General features: G+C 68.9%; 23 protein-coding genes and 1 pseudogene. 15 read left to right on the forward strand and 9 right to left on the reverse strand.

The annotated features are described in order from the left end of the window. From RM423_RS12415 to RM423_RS12430, 4 genes and pseudogenes are all read left to right on the forward strand, one after another. Positions 1-102: pseudogene (locus tag RM423_RS12415) on the forward strand (IS982 family transposase); the annotation flags it as partial. 106 nt (positions 103-208) lie between these two features. Further along, entirely contained in the window at positions 209-1,198 is a 990-nt protein-coding gene (locus RM423_RS12420) for a permease (RefSeq protein WP_311423347.1), read from the forward strand. Next, complete coding sequence (locus tag RM423_RS12425; RefSeq protein ID WP_311423348.1) at positions 1,195-1,974, forward strand: TIGR03943 family putative permease subunit; 780 nt, start codon at positions 1,195-1,197, stop codon at positions 1,972-1,974. The genes RM423_RS12420 and RM423_RS12425 overlap by 4 nt, the downstream gene beginning before the upstream one ends. Before the next feature lie 314 nt (positions 1,975-2,288). Further along, positions 2,289-3,650 carry a S1C family serine protease gene (locus RM423_RS12430; RefSeq protein WP_311423349.1) on the forward strand — a complete coding sequence of 454 codons (1,362 nt, stop codon included), beginning with the start codon at positions 2,289-2,291 and terminating at the stop codon, positions 3,648-3,650. 18 nt (positions 3,651-3,668) lie between these two features. On the opposite strand, the gene RM423_RS12435 is transcribed toward RM423_RS12430, so the two are convergent. Then, complete coding sequence (locus tag RM423_RS12435; protein WP_311423350.1) at positions 3,669-3,971, reverse strand: DUF6191 domain-containing protein; 303 nt, start codon at positions 3,969-3,971, stop codon at positions 3,669-3,671. 45 nt (positions 3,972-4,016) lie between these two features. On the opposite strand from RM423_RS12435, the gene msrA reads away from it, so the two are divergent. The 4 genes from msrA (at position 4,017) to RM423_RS12455 (ending at position 8,047) form a co-directional block, all read left to right on the forward strand. Beyond that, entirely contained in the window at positions 4,017-4,679 is a 663-nt protein-coding gene (gene msrA, locus RM423_RS12440; RefSeq protein ID WP_311423351.1) for a peptide-methionine (S)-S-oxide reductase MsrA, read from the forward strand. Between the two features lie 29 nt (positions 4,680-4,708). Continuing rightward, positions 4,709-5,836, forward strand: coding sequence for a class I SAM-dependent methyltransferase (locus RM423_RS12445; protein ID WP_311423352.1), 1,128 nt, complete (start codon positions 4,709-4,711; stop codon positions 5,834-5,836). A gap of 184 nt (positions 5,837-6,020) precedes the next feature. Further along, on the forward strand, positions 6,021-6,902 hold the full coding sequence (locus RM423_RS12450; RefSeq protein ID WP_311423353.1) for a DNA-formamidopyrimidine glycosylase family protein: 882 nt from the start codon (positions 6,021-6,023) through the stop codon (positions 6,900-6,902). Positions 6,903-7,153: 251 nt separating this feature from the next. Next, a complete protein-coding gene (locus tag RM423_RS12455) occupies positions 7,154-8,047 on the forward strand; it encodes a glycerophosphodiester phosphodiesterase family protein (RefSeq protein WP_311423354.1) in 894 nt (297 codons plus the stop codon). A gap of 24 nt (positions 8,048-8,071) precedes the next feature. On the opposite strand, the gene RM423_RS12460 is transcribed toward RM423_RS12455, so the two are convergent. After that, entirely contained in the window at positions 8,072-12,904 is a 4,833-nt protein-coding gene (locus RM423_RS12460; protein ID WP_311423355.1) for an NAD-glutamate dehydrogenase, read from the reverse strand. 188 nt (positions 12,905-13,092) lie between these two features. Between RM423_RS12460 and RM423_RS12465 the strand changes: the two genes are divergently transcribed. Further along, complete coding sequence (locus RM423_RS12465; protein ID WP_311423356.1) at positions 13,093-14,538, forward strand: NAD-dependent malic enzyme; 1,446 nt, start codon at positions 13,093-13,095, stop codon at positions 14,536-14,538. A 73-nt stretch (positions 14,539-14,611) separates the two neighbouring features. Here RM423_RS12465 and hisC read toward each other — a convergent pair whose 3' ends face one another. Together hisC and RM423_RS12475 are read right to left on the reverse strand one after the other, a co-directional pair. After that, a complete protein-coding gene (gene hisC / locus RM423_RS12470; protein WP_311423357.1) occupies positions 14,612-15,688 on the reverse strand; it encodes a histidinol-phosphate transaminase in 1,077 nt (358 codons plus the stop codon). Positions 15,689-15,710: 22 nt separating this feature from the next. After that, entirely contained in the window at positions 15,711-16,310 is a 600-nt protein-coding gene (locus RM423_RS12475; protein ID WP_311423358.1) for a TMEM165/GDT1 family protein, read from the reverse strand. 99 nt (positions 16,311-16,409) lie between these two features. Here RM423_RS12475 and RM423_RS12480 point away from each other — a divergent pair, with 99 nt between their 5' ends. Next, a complete protein-coding gene (locus RM423_RS12480; RefSeq protein WP_311423359.1) occupies positions 16,410-16,946 on the forward strand; it encodes a DUF4446 family protein in 537 nt (178 codons plus the stop codon). Positions 16,947-16,991: 45 nt separating this feature from the next. Here RM423_RS12480 and RM423_RS12485 read toward each other — a convergent pair whose 3' ends face one another. Next, positions 16,992-17,597 carry a thiaminase II/PqqC family protein gene (locus RM423_RS12485; protein ID WP_311423360.1) on the reverse strand — a complete coding sequence of 202 codons (606 nt, stop codon included), beginning with the start codon at positions 17,595-17,597 and terminating at the stop codon, positions 16,992-16,994. A gap of 129 nt (positions 17,598-17,726) precedes the next feature. Between RM423_RS12485 and pheA the strand changes: the two genes are divergently transcribed. Next, on the forward strand, positions 17,727-18,683 hold the full coding sequence (gene pheA / locus RM423_RS12490; RefSeq protein WP_311423361.1) for a prephenate dehydratase: 957 nt from the start codon (positions 17,727-17,729) through the stop codon (positions 18,681-18,683). Between the two features lie 50 nt (positions 18,684-18,733). Here the strand turns inward: pheA and RM423_RS12495 are convergent, their stop codons facing one another. After that, on the reverse strand, positions 18,734-18,958 hold the full coding sequence (locus RM423_RS12495) for a hypothetical protein (RefSeq protein WP_311423362.1): 225 nt from the start codon (positions 18,956-18,958) through the stop codon (positions 18,734-18,736). Next, positions 18,955-20,118 carry an inorganic phosphate transporter gene (locus RM423_RS12500; RefSeq protein WP_311423363.1) on the reverse strand — a complete coding sequence of 388 codons (1,164 nt, stop codon included), beginning with the start codon at positions 20,116-20,118 and terminating at the stop codon, positions 18,955-18,957. Before RM423_RS12500 ends, RM423_RS12495 begins: the two co-directional genes overlap by 4 nt. Before the next feature lie 125 nt (positions 20,119-20,243). Between RM423_RS12500 and serS the strand changes: the two genes are divergently transcribed. The 3 genes from serS (at position 20,244) to RM423_RS12515 (ending at position 23,712) form a co-directional block, all read left to right on the forward strand. Further along, positions 20,244-21,524, forward strand: coding sequence for a serine--tRNA ligase (gene serS, locus RM423_RS12505; protein ID WP_311423364.1), 1,281 nt, complete (start codon positions 20,244-20,246; stop codon positions 21,522-21,524). Further along, positions 21,521-22,363 carry a Cof-type HAD-IIB family hydrolase gene (locus RM423_RS12510; protein WP_311423365.1) on the forward strand — a complete coding sequence of 281 codons (843 nt, stop codon included), beginning with the start codon at positions 21,521-21,523 and terminating at the stop codon, positions 22,361-22,363. Before serS ends, RM423_RS12510 begins: the two co-directional genes overlap by 4 nt. A 224-nt stretch (positions 22,364-22,587) precedes the next feature. Beyond that, positions 22,588-23,712 (forward strand): hypothetical protein, encoded by a 1,125-nt coding sequence (locus RM423_RS12515; protein WP_311423366.1) that lies wholly within the window; start codon positions 22,588-22,590, stop codon positions 23,710-23,712. Here RM423_RS12515 and RM423_RS12520 read toward each other — a convergent pair. Next, the gene (locus tag RM423_RS12520) at positions 23,660-24,217 is read right to left on the reverse strand and encodes a hypothetical protein (protein WP_311423367.1); all 558 of its coding nucleotides are present in this window, start codon (positions 24,215-24,217) and stop codon (positions 23,660-23,662) included. The two genes, RM423_RS12515 and RM423_RS12520, sit on opposite strands and share 53 nt — an antisense overlap. A 404-nt stretch (positions 24,218-24,621) precedes the next feature. On the opposite strand from RM423_RS12520, the gene RM423_RS12525 reads away from it, so the two are divergent. Continuing rightward, positions 24,622-24,831 (forward strand): helix-turn-helix transcriptional regulator, encoded by a 210-nt coding sequence (locus tag RM423_RS12525; protein ID WP_311423368.1) that lies wholly within the window; start codon positions 24,622-24,624, stop codon positions 24,829-24,831. A gap of 12 nt (positions 24,832-24,843) precedes the next feature. Here RM423_RS12525 and RM423_RS12530 read toward each other — a convergent pair whose 3' ends face one another. After that, entirely contained in the window at positions 24,844-25,398 is a 555-nt protein-coding gene (locus RM423_RS12530) for a bacterial proteasome activator family protein (RefSeq protein WP_311423369.1), read from the reverse strand. Positions 25,399-25,442 lie beyond the last annotated feature (44 nt).

The raw sequence follows: 25,442 nt of genomic DNA on the forward strand, positions 1-25,442 counted from the left end.
ACCCGCGTCGCCGCCCGACTACTCGCCATGGCCGCCGCGATCTGGCACAACTGGAAAACCGACGCCCCAGTCAAACGCTCACTGATCGCCTACGACCACTAAACGCCAAACGGACTCACTCATCTAGTCGTTATCCACAGGCTTGCTACATATCCACAATCCCGAGCGGACGGTTCCCCCGAATCCGGGTAGCCGTCAGGGTTGAGCCATGGCGAGCACCGGACGCACGGTTGGGCGGCAGCGGTGGTCTGCGCGCCGTCTCGAACCAACTGACGCCATCTGTGCGATCCTGGCCGCCGCCGCGCTGGCACGGGTGCTCCTCGGCAGTGAACTGAGCCACCCTCGGGTACAGGCCTGGACCACCGTGTTCATCGCCATCTGCGTGCAGGCCGCACCGTTTGCCGTCCTGGGTGTGGCGATGTCGACCCTGGTCTCCGTGCTGGTTCCACCTGCCTTCTTTGCCCGTGCCCTTCCCGCCGCGCCAGGGCTCTCGGTCCCGCTGGCCGGCTTGGCGGGCACACTGCTTCCGGGATGTGAGTGCGCCTCCGTTCCGGTGGCGGCAAGCCTGTCCCGCCGCGGGGTTCCACCGGGGCCGGCGGTGGCCTTTCTGCTGTCCGCACCCGCCATCAATCCAGTGGTTCTGGTGGCAACCTCGGTGGCGTTTCCCGGTCACCCCGCCGTCGTGCTGGCGCGATTCGTCGCCTCGCTCTGCGCCGCCGTGCTAATGGGCTGGCTGTGGTCGATGACCGGTTGGCCACTGCCGGCTCGCCGGCGGCAGCACGATCACGGCTCGGGCACCGTCAGCGGTCGAGCCCTCGCCACCGCCAGCCACGACATCGCGCAGACGATCGGCCTGCTGGTGGTCGGCGCTGCCAGCGCGGCCACTGTGGCGGCGGTCGTGCCCCAGCAACTGCTGACAGCGGTGGCCGACAACCCGGTCACCGCGGTGTGCGGCCTGGCGGCGCTGGCCGTAGTGCTGGCCGTGTGCAGTGAGTCCGACGCCTTTATCGCGGCAAGCCTCAGCCAGTTCTCGCTCACCGCCAGGCTGACATTCCTGGTCGTCGGCCCAGCCGTGGACGTTAAGCTGGTCGCGATGCACGCCGGAACCTTCGGCCGCACCTTCGCGTTGCGGTTCGCACCGCTGACCTGGCTGATCGCCCTGCTCGCGTCGACGGTCACCGGCGCGGTGCTGTTATGAACGGCCGGACGCAGGCCTACCTGCTGTTGCTGCTGGGAGCCGCGCTGCTCCGACTGGGTGCCAGCGAACTGCTGCTGCGCTACGTCAGGCCGGCGGCTCGGCCGGAAACCGTGCTTGCAGGAGCAGCCATGCTCGCTATCGCCTTGGCGCGGCTGGCGCAGGCTCGACGGGTGGTTCGAGGCGCGCCGTCGGTTCAGGACCAGCCGTCGGTTCAGGACCAGCCGTCGGTTCAGGACCAGCCAATGGTTGAGGATCGGCACTCCATCGGTGGGGCAGTGTCCGTTCGCCGGAGCGGGGCGGTTCACGCCGGCTGGCTGACGATCGCTCCGGTGGTCGCCATTCTGGTCATCTCGCCGCCCGCCTTGAGCACGTTCACGGCCAGCCATGCGCCGGTACGGGCCGTCGGCGCGGCTCCTCCGACCGGCTTTCCAGCACTCACCGGTTCCTCGCCACACCGCCTGGTTCTGCTGGAGTTCACCACCCGCGCCCTGTGGGACGCCGGGCGCACCCTGCGGAGCCAGCGTGTCGAACTGACCGGATTCGTGCTGACACAGCGACCGGACGGCTTCATCCTGGCCAGGCTGGTCATCACCTGCTGTGCCGCGGACGCCCGACCGGTCGAGGTGTTCGTCCAGGCCCGTTCGCGGCCGCCGACCGGCGGGTGGGTCACCGTCACGGGCAGCTACGCGCGCACCATGCCTGGCAGACCCGGTTACCCGGTCCTCGCGGCAACGTCGGAGCGACCGGTCGAGCAGCCCACCAATCCCTATGAGTGACCGCCGGCGGGTGGCGCGGACCCGGAACGCCGCGACGGCCCAGCTGCGGGCTCCTAGGACACGCTGACCCAGAGCACAGCCGACACACAGATTCGCCGCGCAGGGTTAGCGGCATGTCCTCGAATGAGTACCCCCCTCCGCCGCATCATGGCGATGACGTCCCGACGGAGCAGTCTCAGGCGGGGGCGCCTGAACAAGCGGGGCACTCTCATACGCAACCGTACGAGCCACAACAGCATCAGCAGTCCTACCCGGGCGCACAGCCCCAAGCCGCACAACCGTTCGACCAGCAGCACGCCAGCTCCTACGAGCCGGTGCAACCGCCCGCTACGAACAGCTATCCGGCGGTGGGCGCGGGGTACCAGCCGTACGGTTCCTACGGCAGCAGCGACGTCGCCCCGCAGCCGAACCAGGAGCAGGGCCAGCAGTCGCCGGGACACGGAGGCTACTACCCGCCCGGATTCACGCCGGCCGGAGCCAGCGCGTTCGGCGGTCCGCCTGCCGTTCCAGGAAGCGGTGGAACAACCGAGCATGGCCGTCCCAAGCGTGCTCGTAACGGCCTGCTCATGACGGCGCTGATCGCCGCCTTGATCGGCGGCGGAGTCGGCGGCGGCATCGTGGCAGCCGCGGACAACAACAACGGCAACTCGGTCAACACCAGGCTCAAGATCACCAACTCCACGGGGGCTCCGACCGCTCAGTTGAACGGCACCGTGGGCGCTGCGGCGGCGAAGATCCGGCCGAGCGTGGTGACGATCAATGTCACGAGCTCGCAGGCATCCGGCACCGGCTCGGGCGTGATCATCCGGCAGGACGGCTACATCCTGACCAATGACCACGTGGTGGCTGTCGGCTCCAGCACCGGTTCGACGACCGGCTCGGGTGGCGCAACCGGCACCGTCCAGGTCACCTTGTCCGACGGCAGGACGGCCGGGGCGAAGATCGTCGGACGTGACACCTCGGACGATCTGGCGGTGATCAAGGTCGACGGCCTGAACGATCTCACCGCCGCAACGTTCGCGAAGTCGAGCTCGCTGAGCGTCGGCCAGGCCGTGGTGGCGGTCGGCGCACCGCTCGGCCTGTCCGACACGGTGACCAGCGGCATCGTCAGCAACCTCGCCCGGCCGGTGCGAGCCGGCGACAACGACCAGGCCGTGTTCGAAGCAGTCCAGACCGACGCCGCGATCAACCCCGGCAACTCCGGCGGCCCGCTGGTCGACCTGAACGGCTCGGTGGTCGGCATCAACGCGGCGATCGCCAGTGACCAGTCCGGCGGCGGACTGCAGATTCCGGGCCAGCCGCAGCAGCAGGCCGGCAACATCGGCATCGGCTTTGCCATCCCAGCCGACGAGGCGAGCCGCATCGCGAGCGAGCTGATCGCTACCGGCAAGGCGACCCATGCCGTCCTCGGTGTCTCCGTCGGCGGCGACACGACCGCCAGCCGGTCCGTGGCCGGGGTAGCCCTGAAGTCGGTCAACGCCGGGGGCGTCGCCGCGAAGGCGGGGCTTCAGGTCGGCGACATCGTCACCGCGATCGATGGCCAGCAGGTGACATCGTCGGATGCCCTCATCGCGGCGGTCCGCAACCACGCCCCTGGTCAGCAGGTGAAGGTGGACTACACCCGAGGCGGCAAGGCGAATTCCGTCACCGTCACCCTGGGCTCCTCCGACAGCTGACCAGACCCGACAGTGTGGCTAGTCCGGCCGGGTCGGCATCACCTGGGTGTCCGCGGAGTTCACGTCCGTAGTGCCCCGCGAGCCCTCCGCCGCAGCCGCGGCTGGGTCGTCCGAGGCAGCTGAGCCGTTCGAGGCGTCAGCCTCTGCCGGTTGGTCGGCCTTGGGCTTGCGAGAGATCTTGACGGTGCCGGACTCCAGGTCGATCCGCCGGCCGCCCGAGGCGTCCCCGATCTCTTCACGGGTCGATTGCAGGCGGCGCTTCTCTTCGTCCATGTGCCGCTTGCCTGGGTTGAAAAGGGTGTCAATTCCCCACTCCGTCATGGCTTGAGACTACGCCGGGTAGCGGCGGCGACGTAGCCTGGAAAGATGAGCTTCTTCCGATCCAAGACCCAGATCCCGGCCGCGGAGAGCGCCCTCCCCGGTCGGTCGGATTACCCCTACTCCGTGCCGGAGACGCACCACGTGAACGGCCACCGCATCCGCGAACCGTTCGACACCGAGGGTCTGCAGAGCGCGGTGTTCGGCATGGGCTGCTTCTGGGGCGCCGAGAAGGACTTCTGGGAGCTGCCGACGGTCTACTCCACCGCTGTCGGGTACTCCGGCGGGCACACCACGTACCCGACGTATGAGGAGACCTGCACCGGCCGCACCGGCCACACCGAGGTCGTCCGGATCATCTTCGATCCGACGCAGATCAGCTACGCCGAGTTGTTGCAGGTGTTCTTCGAGAACCACGACCCGACGCAGGGCATGCGGCAGGGCAACGACCTCGGCAGCCAGTACCGATCAGCCGTGTACTACGAGTCCGACGACCAGCGCAAGCAGGCCGAGGCGGCTGCTGCCGCGTTCGGTGAGCGCCTGAAGGCAGCGGGCTACGGCGGCATCACCACCGAGATCGCGCCGCTGGGCGCCTTCTACTACGCCGAGGGCTACCACCAGCAGTACCTCGCCAAGAACCCGAACGGCTACTGCCCGGTACTGGCCACCGGAGTGAGCTGCCCGGTGGGGTTGTTCGCGCCGGCCGGCTGAGCTGAGCCGGCACGTGACAGGCTTGTCGGATGACCCGCTTCTCGTTCGACACCCTGCGCCGCTATCCCGACGCCGAAGCGGTCAACCTCTATGCGGTGGACGCCACTGACCGGCTGCTGCTCCGCGAGGCCGAGGCGGAACTCCGGCCAAGCTCCTGCGGTCAGCTCGTCGTCGTCAACGACCAGTACGGCGCGCTCACGCTGGGCGCCGCCGCGGAATACGGCCTCACCGGTATTCGCGTGCACCAGGACCCGTTGACCGGGGAGCAGGCGCTCGCCAACAACGCCGAACACACCGGCCTGGCAGGCAGCTACCGCTCCCTGCCACTGGATGCCGACCTCATCAGCGGCGCCCGGGTCGTGCTGGTCCAGGCACCCAAGAGCATCGACGCCCTGCGCGAGATCGTCGAGCTGGTCGCCCGCCATGCCGCCGAGGACGTCACCATGTACGTCGGCGGCCGGGTGAAGCACCTGACGAGGGCGGTGAACGAGGTGCTGGCCGAGTCCTTCGAGCAGGTGCACGCGAGCCTCGCCGCGCAGAAGTCGCGGGTCATCACCGGCCGCGGCAAGCTGCCCATCACGTCGGAGCCGAGCTTTCCGCGCCGGCGGCTCGAGCCGGAGACCGGGCTCTGGGTGTGCGCGTACGGCATGGCGTTCGCCGGACTCAAGCTCGACCTGGGTACCCGGCGCCTGCTGACGCAGCTGGACCGGCTCCCGAGCGAACCCGGCACGGCGGTGGACCTCGGGTGCGGAACCGGCATTCTCGCGGCGAGCATCGCCCGGGCGCGGCCGGCGCTGTCGGTGATCGCCACGGACCAGTCGGCGGCGGCGGTGGCCTCGGCGGCCGAGACCATGCGCGCTAACGGGCTGCAGGACCGGGTGTCGATGCTGCGCGACGACGCCATGAGCACGCTTGCTGACGGCAGCGTCGACGTGATCCTGTGCAACCCGCCCTTCCACCTCGGCAACTCGGTGCACACCGGGGCGGCGCTGAAGATGTTCCGCGCGGCCGGCCGGGTGCTTCGTCCGGGTGGCCAGCTGTGGACGGTCTTCAACTCGCACCTGGCACATCAGCCGGCACTGGAGCGCTACGTCGGGGCGACCCGGGTGGCCGATCGCGATCCGAAGTTCACCGTGACGGTGTCGCGCCGCCGCTGACGGCCCCGCCCAGCCGGGTCAGCGCAACCGCCGCTCAGCAGGCCCGAGTGAGGAACGCCTTCAGGTACGCGCCGGTCTGAGGTACGACCGTCCTGGCGTACTGGGGCGTGCGCGAGTGCGAGCGCCTCGTCCATCCGGCCGGCCACACAGCCGGAGCGACCATACAGCCGGTACCCTCATCGCTATGCCGGAGCTACCGGAGATCGAGGCGCTCGCCGCCTTTCTGCGCGAGCATGCGACCGGACGGGTGGTCATCCGCTCCGACGTGGCGGCCATCAACGCGGTCAAGACGTTCGATCCACCGCTCAGTGCCCTCAACGGCCTGACCGTCACCGGCGCGAGCAGGCACGGTAAGTTCCTCGACGTCGACATCGACGGCCTGCACCTGATCACCCACCTGTCCCGCGGTGGCTGGCTGCAGTGGCGCGACAAGATGTCGCCGGTTCCGCCCAAGCCCGGCCGCGGCCCGTTGGCCTTCCGGCTGCACCTGACCCCGCTGCCGGACGCCCTCGACGGCGAGCCGGACGCGGGCTTCGACCTGACCGAAGCGGGCACGCAGAAACGGCTGGCGGTCTACCTCGTGCGTGACCCGATGGAGGTGCCGGGGATCGCCGCCCTCGGCCCGGACGCCATGCGGGTCGATCTCGAGTCGTTCGCTGCCCTGCTGGCGGGCGAGAACCGCCAGCTCAAGGGTGTGCTCACCCACCAGTCGGTGCTTGCGGGGATCGGCAATGCCTACTCCGACGAGATCCTGCACGCCGCGCGGCTGTCTCCGTTCGCGATCGCCTCCCGCCTTACGGAGTTCCAGGTGAGCGACCTGTATTCGGCGATGCGGGCAACGCTGACGGACGCGGTGGACCGCTCGGTCGGGCAGCGCGCGGCGACCCTGAAGTCCGAGAAGCGCAGCGGTCTCGCGGTGCACGCACGCACCGGCCTGCCGTGCCCGGTGTGCGGTGACACCGTCCGCGAGGTGTCCTTTGCCGACAAGTCACTGCAGTACTGCCCGACCTGCCAGACCGGGGGCAAGAACCTCGCCGATCGAAGGCTGTCCCGGCTGGTCAAGTGAATCGCCCATTGACACCTGATGATCACGCGCGGACGCTCATGGGATTCCTAGGCGAACTTCGGCGAGGAACCCGGCACCGGACGCCGATCAGGGGCACACTGGGCACCGTGAACGATGTAGGGCTTGAACAAGTCCCGAGTGTCACCCCGGCCAAGCTCAGCTCCGCCGACCGGCCGGTCGTCACAGGCACTGATGAGTCAGCGGTGATCGGGTAACCCATGGTCCGCCCGCTATCGCGACCGCGCACGTCCGTGCCGTTGCCGAGAAACGAGAACCCGCTGGTGATCGCGCACCGGGGCGCGTCCTACGCAGTCGCCGAGCACACGCTGCCCGCCTACCTCGCGGCCATCGAGACCGGCGCGGACGGCCTGGAGTGCGACGTCCGGCTGACCAGGGACGGCCACCTGGTGTGCGTGCACGACCGCACCGTCAACCGCACCTCCAATGGCACCGGCATCGTCAGCGAGCTGGACCTCTCCGGCCTGCGTCAACTGGACTTCCTGTCCTGGCACGACGACCTACCGCGGACGACCGGCGAGCTGCTCACCGACTCGCCGTACCTCTCCGGCGTCGCCCCGGACCGGCTGGACGTCAACCGGTCGACCGTGCTCACCCTGGAGACGCTGCTCGCGGTGGTGGCCGACGCCGGCCGGCCGCTGAAGCTGCTGATCGAGACCAAGCACCCGACCCGTTACGGCGGCCTGGTCGAGAAGGAACTCGTCCGGCTGCTGAAGCGGTTCGGTTGGGCGGGTGACCTGGACAGCGGCCCGGCAGCACACCACGCCGATGCCGAGTTGCACGCGGCTGCCCATCCGGTGACGATCATGAGCTTCGCGCCGGTCGCGCTGCGCCGGATCAGGTTGCTGGCACCGTCCATTCCGCTGGCGCTGCTGATGCGGCGGTGGACGTCCGTGCGCCGCGACGGCTCACTGCCCACCGGCGTGAGCATCGGTGGCCCCGGCGTCAGGCTGCTGCGCAGCGATCCCGACTATGTCGAGCTGGCGCATGCCGCAGGCAACCGGGTCTACTGCTGGACGGTCGACCAGTTGGCCGACGTCGAACTGGTCAGGAGTCTCGGTATCGACGCCATCATCACCAACCGCCCGGCCATGGTCGCCGGGGAGTTACGCGGAACGCGCCCCTGACGGAGCAGGTGAGTCGCTCTCCCGTCAGGACGGCAGCCCGCGCATCACCCGTAGCGCAACCGACAGGGTGGCCAGGTCGACCGGCTCTCTGGACAGTGCCTCGGCGAAGGTACTCCGTGCCCGCTCGACCCGCTCCGGATTCTGCTGCGCCCACGCCGCCATCCGCTCGGTCGCCAGCAGCGCCGGGTCGGTGGACTTGAGCACCGACGTGGTGATGGCAGCGAGGGCGGCGTACACGTCGTGGCGCATTGCCGCTCTCGCCAGCGCGGACCACCGGTCGTCACGCGGGAGCCGGGTGATGGCCGACAGCATGTCGTCCACGCTCAGCTGCTCCGACAGCGCGAAGTGCAGGTCGGCGATCTCGTCGGCGGAGCGTCCGTTGTCCGCGGTGATCTCGACGACATCCAGCAGCAGGAACGAGGTCAGCAGGCTGGAGATGCGCAACCCCAGCTCGCGGGGCAGGCCGTGCCCGACCAGCCGGTCCACATCGGCGTACAGGTTTTCGCGCTCGCGGCCGCGCAGCAGGTCCGGAACCTTGACCCCGAGCGCGGCCACGGTCGGCCCGAACCGCTCGATCTCGGCGGTCACGTCACTGATCGGGAAGCGCACGTCCACCATCCAGCGCACCGCTCGGTCGATCGTGCGGCGAATCTCGCGGTAACCGATGTGCTGGGCGCTGGTCAGCACCTGATTGTCCAGTGCTTCCAGCTCGTTCCAGATCCTTTCCAGGCCGAACACCTCGCGCACCACGGTGTAGGCGCGCGCGATCTGGGCCACGTCCACGCCGGTCTCTTCTTCGGCACGGAATACGAACGTGCTGCCGCCGCGGTTCACCATGTCGTTGACCACGCAGGTGGTGATGATGTCGCGATGCAGCGGGTGCTCGTCCAGGGTTGCCGAGAACCGCTCGGCGATGGGCCCGGGAAAGTAGCAGCGCAGCATCCCCTGGAACCAGGACTCGTCCGGGACGCTGGAGGAGTCGATGCGCTTGGCGAGCACGATCTTGACGTACGCGGTGAGCACCGCCAGCTCGGGCGAGGTAAGCCCGGTGCCTTCGGCTTCGCGTGCCGCAAGCTCTTTGTCGGTAGGCAGATACTCGATCTCACGATCGAGCGCGCCGGCCTTCTCCATGCTCCGGATCAGCCTGCGATGCACCGAGAGCAGCGCCTTCGCGCTGTGCCGGCCGACTCCGAGCAGCACGTTCTGCTCGTAGTTGTCGCGCAGCACGAGCGATGCCAGCTCCTCGGTCACCGAGGCGAGCAGCGTGTTGCGGTGGGCGATGTCCAGAGCGCCGCTCTGCACCGCCTGGTCCAGCAGGATCTTGATGTTGACCTCGTGGTCGGAGGTGTCCACACCGGCCGAGTTGTCGATGGCGTCGGTGTTGAGTTGACCGCCGTTGCGGGCGTACTCGATCCGCCCGCGCTGGGTGAGCCCCAGGTTGCCGCCCTCGCCGACCACCCGGCAGCGCAGTTCGCTGCCATTGGCACGCAGGGCGTCATTGGCCTTGTCACCGGCGTCCAGGTCGGACTCCGCGGACGCCTTGACGTAGGTACCGATGCCACCGTTCCAGAGCAGGTCGACCGGTGCGGTGAGGATGGCGTGGATCAGCGCGGCCGGGGACATGGTCTGCTCGCCACCGGGGATGGACAGCGCCTCGGCAACCTCGGAGCTGACCGGAATCGACTTTCGGGTACGGGGAAACACCCCGCCCCCGGCTGAGATCAGGGTCTGGTCGTAGTCGGCCCAGCTCGAACGCGGCAAGCCGAACAGCCGCTCGCGCTCGGCGTAGGACGTGGCCGCGTCCGGGGTCGGGTCGAGGAAGATGTGCCGGTGATCGAACGCGGCCACCAGCTTGATGTGCCGGCTGAGCAGCATGCCGTTGCCGAACACGTCGCCGGACATGTCACCGATGCCGGCGACGGTGAAGTCCTCGCTCTGGACATCCACACCGAGCTCGCGGAAGTGGTACTTCACCGACTCCCAGGCGCCCTTGGCGGTGATGCCCATTGCCTTGTGGTCATATCCGACCGACCCGCCGGAGGCGAAGGCATCGCCCAGCCAGAACCTGCGCTCGATCGCGATTCCGTTGGCGATATCGGAGAAAGTGGCGGTGCCCTTGTCCGCGGCCACCACCAGGTACGGGTCGTCGCCGTCGTAGCATCGGGTGGCCGGCGGCTTCGCGACGTACTGGTTGCCGTGCTCGTCCCGGCGGTAGTTGTCGGTGAGCTCCAGCATCGAGGTGATGAATGTCTTGTAGCAGGCGATGCCCTCGGCCAGCCACGCGTCGCGGTCGACGTTCGGGTCCGGCAGGCGCTTGGCCACGAAACCGCCCTTGGACCCGACCGGGACGATGACGGTGTTCTTCACCATCTGCGCCTTGACGAGCCCCAGCACCTCGGTGCGGAAGTCCTCGCGGCGATCCGACCAGCGCAGGCCACCGCGCGCGACCGGGCCGAAGCGCAGGTGCACGCCCTCGACGCGCGGTGAGTACACCCAGATCTCGAACGCGGGACGGGGTGCGGGCAGATCGGTGATCTCGCGCGGGTCGAGCTTGATCGCGAACGCCTCGGGCGACTCGCCGTCGGCCTCGCCGCGGTAGTAGTTGGTGCGCAGCGTGGCAGTGATGAGGCCGAGCAGCGAGCGCAGGATGCGGTCCTGGTCCAGGCTCGACACCTCCGCAAGCGCCTTGTCTATCCGGCCCCTGATCTCGGCCTGCTCGTCGGCGGAACCGGTGGAAGCCTCACGCTCGGGATTGAACCGGGCGTCGAAGAGCTCCACCAGCAGCGCCGCGATGGTGGTGTGCTGGCTCAGCGTCTGCTCGATGTAGCCCTGGCTGAACGTGGTTCCGGCCTGGCGCAGGTACTTGGCGTAGGCCCGCAGCACGGTGGCCTGCTGCCAGGTCAACCCGGCCCGGACGACCAGGGCGTTGAAGCCGTCCTGCTCGACGCCGCCGCGCCACAGCACCCGCAGCGTGTCGATGACGGCGGCCGAGCGCTCCAGCCCGAAGTCCACGCCCTCGCCGAGCTTCAGCCCGAAGTCATAGATCCACGCCGCGGTGCCGTCCATACGCTCCAGCTCGTACGGGCGCTCGTCGAGCACCTCGATGCCCATCAACTCCAGCATCGGCAGGGTGCGCCCCAGCGACAGCGGGGTTCCGGTGCGGAAGATCTTGAGCCTACGGTCGGCCGGATCGTCCTGGCTGGGCGTGTAGACGTCGAAGCCCAGGCCGTCGGTGTCGGGCAGCTGTTCGAGCCGTCCGAGGTCGGCCACCGCGGTCGACGCGGCGAAATCCTCTTTGTACGCCTCGGGAAACGCACCGGTGTAACGGCGCAGCAGCCGCTCGGAGTCGCCCTCGCCGACGGCCACGGTGAGCAGGTCGGCAAGGTCGTCGCTCCAGCGTCGGGTCACCTGGGCGACCAGGTCCTCGACGGTGGCGCGGTCCGGGTTGGGCACCTCTTCACCGGTCCGCAGCGCGATCAGGAACTGCAACCTGGCCAGGCCCAGCTCGACGATCCGGTCATCGCGGCCGATGAGCTTGCCGGGCCAGTTGCGCAGCACCACGTCGCGGACCTTGCGCCTGGTCTCTGGTCCCAGCCGGTCACCGGGGAAGTACACCAGGACGGTGACAAAATCGCGGTTGAGGTGTACCCGGGCGAAGACCCCGATGCCCCGGCGCTCGGCACGGTCGACCACCAGCTGCGAGAGCTTGAGCAGGTCCGGCGCCGGAGCTTCGAGCAGTTCGTCGCGCGGCATGGTGCGCAGGGCGGCCAGCAGCTGGCGCCCGGTGTGGCTGTCGGCGCGGGCGCCCGAGCGCTGCAGCACCTCGGCGATCCGGCGGCGGACCACCGGCACCCGGCCGACGGTGCCGTCGGTCTCGTCGGTGATCAGGCCGAGGAAGACGTGGATCTTGGGGTCCTCACCGTCCTGGCCGGGAGCGACGACGGTGACGCAGTCATAGCGGGTCGAGCGCCGGACGGTGGACACCATGGGCGACTTGAAGATAACGAGCGGCGCTCCGGAGCGGTACGCGGGCAGCAGCTCCAGCGGCGAGATGCTGGCCTCGCCGCGGAGCACGCCCCGGGCGGCGGTGGCCGAGGCCGCCGAGCGCGACGGGTTGGTGAGCTCGTTCGCCGAGTATGCGGCGTGGCCCAGGATCATGTAGTTGCCGTCGGCCAGCCAGCGCAGCAGCTCACCGGCCTCGGCCGACGTCTCCCGGTCGAACTCCCCGGGATCGGCGGAGATGCGGTCGGCGAGCTGGCGGATCAGCGAGTACAGGTACGGGGCGTCGCGCACCGCGTTGTGCACGTCGGTGAGTACCCGGCGCAGGTCGGCGGCCACGCCTGCGTGCTCGTCGGCGGGTATCCGGGTCGTCTCGAGGTGCATCCACGACTCGGCCGCGGCTCGCTCCGGTACCTCGGCGGTGTCATCGAGGTCCAGCACCTTGCTGACGACACCGTCCTCGTCGCGGCACACCAGGATCTGCGGGTGCAGCAGGTGCTCGATGGGGTGGCCGGTGCGCTCGATCTCAGCCCGCGTGGAGTCGACCAGGTACGGCACGTCGTCGGTGACGATGTCGATACTGGTGCCCTCGCACCCGTCGGGATTGCTGATCGAGATAACGATCTCACCGCTGGCACGCCGGCGGCCGGCCTCGAAGTGCCGCTCGGCGATCTCGGTGAGCGCACGTCCCTGGCGTCCGGGCAGTTGCGACGGCGCCCTGAGCAGGTACCGGCTCAGGAACACGTCGACGTAAGGCTGCGCCGGGTCGGGCGCGAACTCGCGTTCGGGACGGGAGCCAGCTTCGGGCTGGGCACCGGCGTCGCTGCCGGTTGCCGCGTCGGTCGATAGGTCACTCATCTGCGATGTCACCTCGTTGTGACGGAATTGTGACGGGCATGGAGACCTCCGGTGGCACCTCGCCCTTGGGCTAATGGAACCACAGAGCCGATCCCGCCGGACGTGCCCGTGGAAACCGGACCGGCGTGTTCCTACCCATGGTTCGGGCGCCAGTCGTGCCCGTCGCCGGCGTTTGCGAGGATGTGGCCATGGCCATGCCCGATTCCGCGCGTCCCCGTCCGCTGCCCACCTCCGCGTCGTACTCGATCACGGTCCGCCTCTACGCGGTTCCGGACTCCTCCGTGGTGGGCCGACTGGCGAACGCGGTGTCTGAGGCGGGTGGGCTCGTCACCGCCGTGGACGTGTCCGAATCCCGCCACGACCGAATCACCATCGACGTCACCTGTTCCGCGGCCAACGGCGAGCACGCCGACCAGATCGTCGCCAGCCTGCGCCTGGCAGACGGCGTCGAGGTCCACCGGGTGTCTGACCGGACCTTTCTGCTGCACCTGGGCGGCAAGATCTCGGTCGAGTCAAAGGTGCCGCTGCGTACCCGTGACGACCTGTCGATGGCCTACACGCCGGGAGTGGGCCGCGTCTCACTGGCGCTGGCCGCCCATCCCGAAGACGTGGCCAAGCTGACCATCAAAGGAAACTCGGTGGCGGTGGTGACCGACGGCTCGGCGGTGCTGGGGCTGGGCAACATCGGTCCCGGAGCAGCGCTGCCGGTGATGGAGGGCAAGGCGGCGCTGTTCAAGCGCTTCGCCAACATCGACGCGTGGCCGATCTGCCTGGACACCCAGGACGTGGACAAGATAGTCGAGGTCGTCCGATTGATCGCGCCGGGCTTCGGTGGCATCAACCTCGAGGACATCTCCGCACCGCGCTGCTTCGAGATCGAACGGCGGCTGCGCGAGCAGCTCGACATTCCGGTGTTCCACGATGACCAGCACGGCACCGCGATCGTGGTGCTGGCTGCGCTGACGAATGCGTTGCGCTGCGTCCACAAGGGAATCGGCTCCATCCGGATCGTGGTGTCCGGCGGCGGTGCCGCGGGAACCGCCATCGTCGACCTGCTGCTGGCGGCGGGCGTGCGGCACGTGCTGGTGTGGGACCGCGAGGGCATCCTCTCCCCGACGGACCCGTCGCTGAACCCGTCCAAGCAGTCGCTGGCGCTGCGGACGAACCCCGAGGGCGTCACGGGCGACCTGCACGACGCGCTGCAGGGCGCGGATGTGTTCATCGGGGTGTCCGCGCCCGGCGTGCTTCCGGCCGAGTGGATCGCCGACATGGCGGATGACCCGGTCGTCTTCGCCCTGGCCAACCCCGACCCCGAGACCGACGTGGACAAGGCCCGGCTGTACGCCACCATTCTCGCGACCGGACGCTCGGACTATCCGAACCAGATCAACAACGTGCTCGCGTTCCCTGGCGTGTTCCGGGGCCTGCTGGACGCGCAGGCCGGCCAGGTCACCACCGAGATGCTGCTGCGGGCCGCCTCCGCGCTGGCGCACTGCGTGAGCGACGAGCAGCTCAACGCTGCCTACATCGTCCCGTCGGTGTTCGATCCGTCGGTGCCGACCGCGGTGGCAGCCGCCGTCCGGGACGCCGCCCGCCCGGTCGAGCGCATCCGCGGCGACCGGGGCATGGAGTAGCGCCACGGCAGCCACCCGCGAGTGCCGGTATCAGCATCCGTCGAGTACCGCTGCGCTTGCTCAGCGGCAACCATTACGCCCTCAGTTCGTGTGCGGCCGAGACGAACTTGTCGTTCTCGGCCGGGTTGCTGATGGTGACCCGGACGCCTGAGTCGGCGAAGGCACGGACGATCAGGCCACGCTCCGCACAGCCGGCGGCGAACGCGGTCGCGTCGATCCCGCCGGCCTCGGCCGGCCCGTTGGTCAGCCAGACGAAGTTAGCCTCCGAATCCGGCACCTGGTATCCGGCGTTCCGGAGCTCGGCAGTCACCCGCCCACGCTCGGCCGTCACCTCGGCGACCCGCTCGGCCAGCTGCCGCTCGGCGGCCGGCTCCAGGCTGGCCAGCGCCGCGACCTGGGCGATCTGGGTGACCGCGAACGGCACCTGGGTCTGTCGAACCGCCATGGTGATGGCGGGGTCCGCCGCAATCCCGTATCCGATGCGCAGGCCGGCCAGGCCGTACGCCTTCGAGAACGTCCGCAGCACGATCACGTTCGGGTACCGCTCCAGCAGGGTGGTTCCGTCCACGACACTCGGGTCGGTCACGAACTCGTGGTACGCCTCGTCCAGCACCACCAGCACGTCGGAGGGCACCTCGTCCAGGAAGCGGAGCAGAGCCGCACCGGAGACCGCGGTTCCGGTCGGGTTGTTCGGGTTGCAGACGAAGACCAGCCGGGTCCGGTCGGTAACCGCAGCGGCCATCGCCCGCAGGTCGTGCGTCTGGCCGTCGAGCGGAACCTTGACCGCGGTCGCACCCGCGATGGCCGAGATGATCGGGTAGGCCTCGAACGAGCGCCAGCCGAAGACGACCTCGTCGCCCTCGTCCGCGGTCGCGAACACCAGCTGCTGACACAGTGATACCGAGCCGCAGCCCACCACCAGCCGGTCACTGCCGATGCCGAACTTGGCGGCCAGGGCGTCCATCAGCTCGCTGGAGTTGGTGTCCGGATACCGGTTCACGTTTTCGGCCGCCGCGGCAATGCGCTCCAACACGTGTGGCAACGGGCCGTAGGAGTTCTCGTTGCTCGCGAGCTTGATCGAGCCGGGCACGGACTTACCGGGCACATAAGCGGGCAGAGCTGCCAGGGTGGGTCGCAACCGAACAGTCATGCGGGAAGGCTATCCCGCCGGCTCAACCGCGGATCGCCGCTACACCCGCGACAATCGCGAAGACCGCGAACAGGCCGGCGGCGATCCTGTGGACGAGTTCCAGTGGCACCTTGCGGAGGATGGCCTTGCCCGCCAGCACCGCCAGCACGGCCACGCCGACCAGGGCGAGGAACGCGCCCAGGCCGATGGCGATGGGCTGTCCGTACCGGGCGACCAGGCCGGCGGTGGCCAGCTGCGAGGCGTCGCCCCACTCGGCGGCGAACAGCACGCCGAACGAGATGCCGAAGATGCGCCGGTTGCTGAGCGATACAGCTGCCGGTGTCTCGTCCTCGATGTCGTCCTCTTCATCGGAGACGCTCTCGCGAAACAGCATAAAGGCGCCCACCGCGAACAGCACCGCCACGATCGCCTCGAGGATGCGGTGCGGCAGCAGGTGCAGCAGTCCACCCGCGGTGACGGCCAGCACGCACTGGATCGCGAACGCGCAGGCCACGCCCACGAGCACCGGGCGCGGCCGGTACTTGGTCGAGAGGACGAGGGTGGCGATCAGGGTCTTGTCCGGCAGCTCGACGAGCAGGATGGCACCGAAGGCGATGGCGAACACCGCGAGGAAGGGAGTCATCGCCGCCTATTCTGCCCGGACCGGTCCGGCCCTCGAACCGGTCTGCGCCGCAACGTGTCCTGATCGCAGTCGATGGGTGCTAGTTCTATCCTGTTGCGAATGAGCACCTGGCTGGCGATCGGCGCCGTGATATTCGGGCTGGCCGGCTTCGTCGCTGGTGTGCTCGCCCTGCGCACCCTGGCGCGGTTGCGGCAATCGGTCGCGCTGCTGTCCCGCGGGACGTCCGGACGGGAGACGATCCTTGACGTCGCCGAGAAGCACATGGCCGCCAGCGAGGCCGTGCGCAAGGACATCGCGGAGCTGCAGAAGGACCTCGCGGTCGCCCAGAAAGAGATGGAAACCCGGGTGGCGACCGAGCGCGACGGCATCGCGCAGACCGTGGACGACGTGACGAAGGCGGTCGGGACGATGCTGCGCAGGGTGGCCCTCGTACGCTACGACGCCTTCGAGGACCTCGGCGGCCGGCTGTCCTTCTCCCTCGCCATCCTGGACGACCACGGAAACGGGATCACGCTGACCTCCATCGCCAGCACCTCGGACACCAGGCTGTACGCCAAGTCGCTCACGGCCGGCGCGGGTGAGCACCCGCTGTCGTCGGAGGAGGAGCAGGCGGTCAAGGCCGCGCTCGCCCGGTAGATCCTCTCCCGACAGGTCCCGGCCCCGCTCGTCGGCGTCCCCCGCTCAGGACTCCAGCGCCGCGTCCCAGAACGCCCGTTCCTGGCTGAGCACCTCGTCGCACATTGCCAGGATGTCGGCCGTCCAGGCTTGAGCGGGTTCGTCCTCGACCAGTTTCTCCAGCGCGGCCACGTAGCCGGCGAACTCCGGCGTCGTCCAGTGCGCGACGAAGACCTGGTACGGGCCGGCGGGCGACGAGGCGTACGTCCAAGCTTCCAGGTACACCCGCTCCAGCACCCAGAGCCCGGCCACGGCAACCTCGTACGGCGCGCCGTCGAGTGACCGCAACAGCGCGGAGTAGCCCCGGGTGGCCGGCAAGGGCGGCACGTCCAGGCGCAGGCCACGCTCGCCGGCGCGCTCCTCGAACCAGCCCAACTCGTCGGTGAGCCCCAGCGTGCCGGCGGCCAGGACGGACTGGGCGCTCCGCGGGGCACGGGCCAGCAACCGTTCCTGGAACCAGAGCAGGTCGGACACGAACAGCACGTCCTGTGCCAGCCAGGTGTCGAACGCCGCGGTCGACACCCGCCCTTCCCGGACGTCATCGAGGAACGGATGGCGGGTGGCCGCGGCCCACAACTCGGAGCGCGATCTGATCGTGTCGATGATGGTCACGCACAGCAGGCTATGCGCCCGGACCGCCCGGCGGCACCTTGTGGCTGCACGGAACCGGTGAAGTCCAGCACGACCCGTTCCGCGCCACGACCGGCTCTTCCGGCGACGGCACCGCACTAGGCTTGACCGGTGCCGTCGCAGACCTCAGATCGCCCAGGGCCTTCCAGCTACGCGTTTCTCGGGCCGGCCGGCACGTTCGCACATGCCGCCACCCAGGCCCTCACTGGCACTGCCGAGGCCACCCTCGTGCCGCACGGCAGCGTGACCCAGGCTATCGACGCCCTGCGGGCCGGCCTGGTGGACGGTGCCGTGGTGCCGCTGGAGAACTCCGTCGAGGGCGGTGTGCCGGCCACCCTGGACGAGCTGGCCGGTTCTCCCACTCCGCTGATCATCGCGGCGGAGACGTTCCTGCCGGTGGTGTTCGACCTGCTCGTCCGGCCAGGCACGACGCAGGACGACGTCGCCACCATCGCCACCCATCCGCACGCCGAGGCGCAGGTGCGGCGATACCTGCTCACCGAGCTTCCCGGCACTACGACGGCCCTGGTCGGCTCCACGGCCGCCGGCGCGGAGGCGGTCCGGAACGGCGAGTACGACGCGGCGGTGGCTCCGGCCGTCGCCGGTGAGCTGTACGGGCTCGACAGCCTGGAGCATGACATCGCCGACAACCCCGGCGCGGTGACCCGGTTCGTCCTGCTGACACACCCGGCGCCGCCGCCCGCGCCCACCGGGAACGACCGGACCACGCTGGTGGCCTACCTGAAGCACAACCGCTCGGGCGCGCTGCTGGAGATCCTCACCGAGTTCAGCGGCCGGGGCGTGAACCTGACCCGGATCGAGTCCCGGCCGACCAAGGGCAGCATCGGCCAGTACAGCTTCTCGATCGACTGTGAGGGACACATCCGGGACGCCCGCGTCGGGGATGCCCTGACCGCGCTGCACCGGCTGTGCGCGGAGGTCCGCTATCTCGGCTCCTACCCTCGTCAGGACGGCCAGCAGAGCCCGGTGCCTGCCGGACGGACCGATCCAGAGTTCACCCGGGCTGCTGCCTGGCTGGAGCGAATCCGTTCCACCGGCGAGGCCTGAGACTCAGCGAAGCGCGCGGCGGAGCGAGGCGTGCCACTCAGCAAGGCGTGTCATTTGGCGAGCACTGCCCACAGTCCGATGGCGACCGCGGCCAGCACGATCAGCAGGCAGCCCACGGCGATCAGCCGCTGCCCCGCCGCTGCCCCGCCGGGATGCTCCTCGGCGGCGACGAGTGACCGTACGGCGACCGCGAACAGCACCGTGATCCCGGTCCCCGCCACCAGCGCCACCACCACGACGTTGCGCAGGACTGCCAGGTCGACGTAGGACCTCATGCTCCGGCCTTGCTCTCGAGAAGGGACCGTTCGATGTCGATCAGCGCCCGGTCGGCGTGGTCGAACTCGTTGACGTTGTCCGGGGTGATCGGGTGGCGGCGGGACCAGGCCCACACGCCGAGCAGCGCCAGCACCGCGACCACGGTAACGATCGAAACCTGCAGCGACCCGCCGCCGTCGACGATCAGCCCGATTCCGGCCGCTACCAGGCCCGCGGCCGGCAGCGTCAGCACCCAGGCGACGATCATCGACCCGGCGACGCTCCAGCTGACCTTGGCACCTTTCTTGCCCACTCCGCTGCCCAGCACCGAGCCGGACGTGATGTGAGTGGTCGAGAGCGGCAGGCCACCCTGGGTGGCGGTGAGCAGCACCGCGGCCGCTGCCGTCTGTGCCGCGAAGCCCTGCGGCGGCTCGATGTGCGTCAGCCGGTGACCCATGGTTCGGATCACCCGCCAGCCGCCGAGGTAGGTCCCGGCGGCGATGGCGACGGCACAGGCCACGATGACCCAGGCCGGCGGATCGGCGTGCGCGCCGATGCGGTGGTCGGCGATCAGCGCCAGGGTGATGACGCCCATGGTCTTCTGCGCGTCGTTGGTTCCGTGCGCCAGCGACACCAGGGACGCCGAGGCGAGCTGGCCGTAGCGGAAGTACCGGTGCGTCCGGGGCTGCTCGTCCGGGCGGGCGATCCGGTACGCGAGGCGGGTGGCGAGCATCGCCACCAGGCCCGCGATGACCGGCGACAGCACGGCCGGTACGACGACCTTGGCGACGATGGAGTGCCCGTGCACCGCCGAGGTGCCGGCCGATACGAGGGTGGCGCCGATGACGCCGCCGATCAGCGCGTGCGAGGACGAGGACGGCAGTCCGAACGACCAGGTCACGATGTTCCAGGTGATCGCCCCCAGCAGGCCCGCGAAGACGATCGGCAGCGTGATCGCCGTGGACGAGACGATGCCACTGGCGATGGTGGCGGCGACCTTGATGGACAGGAACGCCCCCACCAGATTCAACGCAGCCGACAGCGCGACGGCTGGTTTGGGCTTGAGCGCGCCGGTGGCGATCGAGGTGGCCATGGCGTTGGCGGTGTCGTGGAAACCGTTGGTGAAATCGAAGGCAAGTGCAGCTATCACGACGATGAACAGCAGGGTGGCATCGTGCACAGCGCGAACGATTCACGACGACCGATGGTTATGCAAACCCTCACCGGGATTTAACATCTGACGACATCGAGCCCACCTCCGTGCACTGGCGAAACGGCGTAGCGCAGGCCGATATCGTGGTGTTCGTGATCGACCTCCGGATATTGCGCGAGCACCCTGACCTGGTTCGCGCGTCACAGCGCGCCCGCGGCGCCGACGAGGCCGCGGTGGATGCGCTGCTGGCGGCGGACGAGGCACGTCGTGCCGCCGTCGCCCGGGCCGACGGCCTCCGCGCCGAGCAGAAGGCCATCAGCAACTCGGTCCGGTCGGCCACGCCCGATGAGCGCCCTGCCGTCCTACAGCGGGCCAAGGAACTGTCCACGACGGTCAAAGAGGCCGAGGCAGCCCAGCTGGAAGCGGACGAGGCGCTGCGGCAGGCGCACCTCGCCGTCCCCAACGTGGCGTCGCCCGATGCCCCGCCCGGCGGCGAGGACGACTTCGTCACGCTCGAACTGGTCGGTACGCCGCCCACGATCGAGGACCCGAAGGACCACCTCGAGATCGGGAACAGGCTCAAGGCGATCGACACCGAGCGCGGCGCCAAGGTGTCCGGAGCGCGGTTCTACTTCCTCACCGGCATCGGCGCGCAGCTGGAGCTGGCGCTGGTCAACCTGGCGATGGCCAAGGCGGACACCTTCGGTTTCACGCCCGTCATCGCGCCCGCTCTGGTCAAGCCCGAGGCCATGGAGGGCACCGGCTTTCTGGGCGCACACGCCGCCGAGGTTTACAAACTCGCCGACGACGACCTCTATCTGGTCGGCACCTCCGAGGTCGCGCTCGCCGGCTACCACTCGGACGAGATCCTGGACGCCGACTCGCTGCCGCTGCGCTACGCGGGCTTCTCAGCGTGCTTCCGCCGCGAGGCCGGCTCGTACGGCAAGGACACCAAGGGCATCATCCGGGTGCACTGGTTCGACAAGGTGGAAATGTTTTCCTATGTCCCTGCCGACCAGGCGGAGGCCGAGCACCAGCGGCTGCTGGCGTGGGAGCGGGAGTTCCTCGATGCCCTGGAGCTCAGCTACCGCGTGATCGACGTGGCGGCCGGTGACCTCGGCTCCTCGGCGGTCCGCAAGTTCGACATCGAGGCCTGGTTCCCGTCCCAGTCGGCGTACCGCGAGCTCACCTCGACGTCGAACTGCACCACCTTTCAGGCTCGTCGCCTGAACATCCGGTCCCGCTCGAACGCCGAGGGCAAGTCGAGGGTGGAGCACGTCGCGACCCTGAACGGAACGCTGTGCGCGGTCGCTCGGACGATCGCCTGCCTGCTCGATCACCACCAGCGGCCCGATGGCTCCGTCTACGTCCCCGAAGCGCTGCGGCCCTACCTCGGCGGCCGCGAGTTGCTCACCCCGCCGGCCGGCCGATGACCTCGCGGCCTGCCCGCGTCCGGATGCTGGCCAGTGACCTCGACGGCACGCTGCTGCGTAGTGACAACACCGTCAGCGATGCCACCCGTGTGGCGCTGGCCGACGCCGAGAAGGCAGGCCTCATCATCGCGTTCGTCACGGGGCGGCCGCCCCGCTGGCTGCACGAGGTGGCGACCGAGACCGGGCACACTGGGGTGGCTGTCGGAGCGAACGGCGCGCTGACGTACGACCTGCACACCGAGACGGTGCTGGCCTCGCATGCCCTCGATCCCGAGATGCTGTCGCAGGTCACGACGGTGCTACGCGAGAAGATCCCCGGCGTCCGCTTCGCCATGGAGTACGGCTTGGAGTTCGCGTACGAGCCCGAGTACCGGCACGACTGGGAGATCACCCCCGCGCCGGGCGCTACCCGCACCGGACGCCAGATGCCCCCGGCCAGCGTCGTGGAGCTGGAGAACCTGCTCGACCGGCCGGCGGTCAAGCTGCTGGCAAAGGGGCGTGAGATGAAACCGGACGAGTTCATGGACCTGGTCGAGGTGCTGGTCGGTGAGCACGTCACCGTCACCAGGTCGGGCCATTCCGCGCTCGTCGAGATCTCGGCCACCGGCATCACGAAGGCCAGCGGGCTCGCCGCGCTCGCGGCCTCGCACGGGGTTGCGCGCGAGGAGGTCGCCGCGGTCGGGGACATGCCCAACGACGTGCCGATGCTGGAGTGGGCCGGGCATTCCTACGCCGTGGCGAATGCGCACCCGTCAGCCATTGCGGCCGCCGACACCGTCCTCACCGAGACGAACGACCAGGACGCGGTCGCCAAGCTCATCCGGTCCTTGCTCGCTTGAGGGTCCGCGCGACATTGTCCTGGAGTGCGTTGTCCCCAGCGCTCCAGGACAATGTCGAGCCCATCCGCTACGCTCGCCTCAACAGACTGCACGCGAAGTATGTACGGTCTATCAGTGGCATGCCAGCGTGCATTTAGGACCAGATGACGTTGTTCACAGACCTCACCCCCTAAGCTCGCAGTGCCACTCATCAGACACGTATCTGAGCGTCGGGGGTAGGGCGGGTGCGCAAGGCACTGAAATCGATACCGACGTGGACGCTGTGGGGCCAGCCCAAGCAAGCCGTCGTGGTACTCCTCGGAGTCGAACTACTTTCAGTCCTTCTGCCCTGGACGAGCACTACCAGCATCACGGCAGTCGATCTCGGGGAAGCCGCACTTCTCGCGTCGCTGAGTATCGCGTACTCCGTCTTCACCATCACGTGGGAGCGAATACGGGTCTTTCTACGAAACGGCGAAGATGGCCGTGCAACTTGTCCAAACTTGCTGGCAACCTGGACCTTCGCTGCGGCCGTGATGCTGCCTCTTCGACTGGCGATCCTGGTGACTGTGGCTAGCTCATTCGCCGATTGGCGCGCGCGTAACGTCGGTGGACAGACAAAGCTGTACCGATACGTGTACAGCACTGCGGCGGTGCTGCTTGCCGTCGCGACAGCAAGCAGCCTTCACAAGCTCGCACTGCCGTACGGTGCAGCGCTGCCACTCGCCGGGTTGGCGTACATGTCCGTGAACATCGGCCTGGTCGGCGTCGCAATCGCGTCCGTCGGCCAGTACGGCGCGCTGAAACCGCTTTTCAAACCCAGCACGTACCGGATCGAGGTGCTAACGCTGGCCATCGCCGGGGTGGAAGTGCTGATGACCTCCCTGCACATACCTTTGGTGGGGCTATCCCTTCCAGCAGCGGTCTTCATTCAGCGCAAGGCAGGCCGAACGGCGCTACGTGAGGCAGACGAACAAGCGGCGCCGATGGCCGAGCGGGTATGGGTTCATGTAGCCCGGGGCGTCGTCGCCGCGTCTGAGACAGTGTCCGTCCTGCGCATCGACACCAACGATCCACGGGCCGCCAGCGAGCTGGCCCGGATGCAGGCCGGCTGCGACGCGATCGGTTACTACGGCGGCGGCGCGGGTCTTGCCATCCTGCTGGTGGACTGCCCCGGCTCCAATGCCGACGCGCTGGCCGCGCGGATGCGATCAGCGCTGAGCCACGGAGGTGTTGAGGCACGGGTCGCCGTCGCGGCAAAGCCGCGCGACGGTCAGCGCCTGGAAGACCTGCTGGTGGTCACCGAAGCGGATCTGGTCACCTTCGATTCCGCGAATGATGCCCCGGAAGCGATTCCTCCACAGCCATAGAGTGAACTGCGGCGGGTACCGGCAAACCAAGGGTTTCGGCGGCAACGGCGTCGGCAAGGACGCCTCGGCCCCTGCTGCGCAGGTGCTCGATGTACTCCTCCGCCTGCTGCCGCTCGAGTGGCGTCAGGTCTGGTTCGGGTGCCGGTGTCACCAGCGGTTCGTCGGCGGCCTCATCCGCTGCGGAGGCGGCGACGGTCGCCTTGATGAAGGCGTCCAGCGCTCGGCGTTGAGCGAGACTGAGACGATTGGCCTCGGCCGGCGGAATCCACGGCTCATTGACGCCTGGCGGCAGCTGAGCCGCCGCCCGGAGTTCGCTCACGGACGCGCCGGGAAGCGCGTCGGCGAACGCCTGCAGAACCAGCTCGGGCGGATTGCGTGGGTGGTTGCCCGCGAGATAGCGATACACCGTCGCCCGGTCGACCACGCCGTGCAGCGCATCCACCACCTGCGGCTTGCGCCAGCTGGCCGGGATGTGGTCGTTGAGGTAGTCCGACAACGCGGTCACTGCGGTGTTCCTCTGGCTGGTCGGGGTCGGCAGGCAACCGAAGCGTAGACGGTGGCATGGCCAATCCGTACCCATTGCGTATATCCACGACGGCACGCTATCTTGGTCGCAGCGTAACTGAGACGTGCGACGCAAGCGACCTTCGATATCACCACGATAAAAGAGACGAACACCGAGAGGGCTGACCACCCTCGTCCAACCCCAGTGCCGCCGCGTACCGAGTGTCCCCTTAGGCGGCGGCGCTGGGCGTAGGAGAAGAGGTCCGCAGACCCAGTGGTGGTGGTTCACCGTGGGACCCGTGGGGACGGGGGTTGTGGTGGTGGGGCGCCAGGGGGAAGCCCCACCACCACGTCACGGTCGGCGGCCGTCCGCCCTAACCAGACCTGACCGAGAGGCGTTCATCCATGCGGGTACGCAGTCGGCAGACCCTCATCATGTGCCTGGAGGCACAGGGCTGGTCCGAGCGCGGCCTGGCGCGAGCGGCCAGCCTGGGCCATGCCACCATCAACCACCTCGTCACCGGTCGCCGGACGTCCTGCTCCGCCGAGACGGCTGAGTCCATCGCCCTCGCGCTGAACTGCCCCATCGGAGCGCTCTTCGCACCCGACAGCTAGAGCGCCCGACAGCTAGAGGTACTGGCCGGTCCCGTGCTCGCCGTCGCCCGGCATCATGCCGGGCATCCTCGCGGGACCGATCTGGCCCGGCAGTGCCCGCCCGCGCATCTGCTCCAGCTGGGCACGCGCGGCCATCTGCTGGGCGAACAATGCCGTCTGGATCCCGTGGAACAGGCCCTCCAGCCAACCCACCAACTGCGCCTGGGCGATCCGAAGCTCAGCCTCGCTGGGCACGTGCTCGTCATCGAAGGGCAGCGTCAGCCGGTCCAGCTCCTCGCGCAGCTCCGGTGCCAGGCCCGCCTCCAGCTCCTTGATGGACGACTGGTGGATCTCTTTCAGCCGTACCCGGCCGGCCTCGTCCAGCGGAGCGGCCCGCACCTCTTCGAGCAGCTGCTTGATCATGGTGCCGATTCGCATCACCTTGGCCGGCTGCTCGACCTGGGACATCACGTCCCGCTCGTGCTTACCGCCGCCGCCGTCCGGACCACCTTCGATCACGACGACGCCGTCGTCCGGCTCCCCGCCGGCGGGGAGGTCGTGCGGGCCGTCCGGGTCCTGAGCTGTCATCGATCCATCCTGCCCTAGATAGCGGGAAACCTGGTCAAAGAACT

The sequence above is a fragment of the Jatrophihabitans lederbergiae genome (genome assembly GCF_031845305.1).
Lineage (GTDB): Bacteria > Actinomycetota > Actinomycetes > Mycobacteriales > Jatrophihabitantaceae > Jatrophihabitans_A > Jatrophihabitans_A lederbergiae.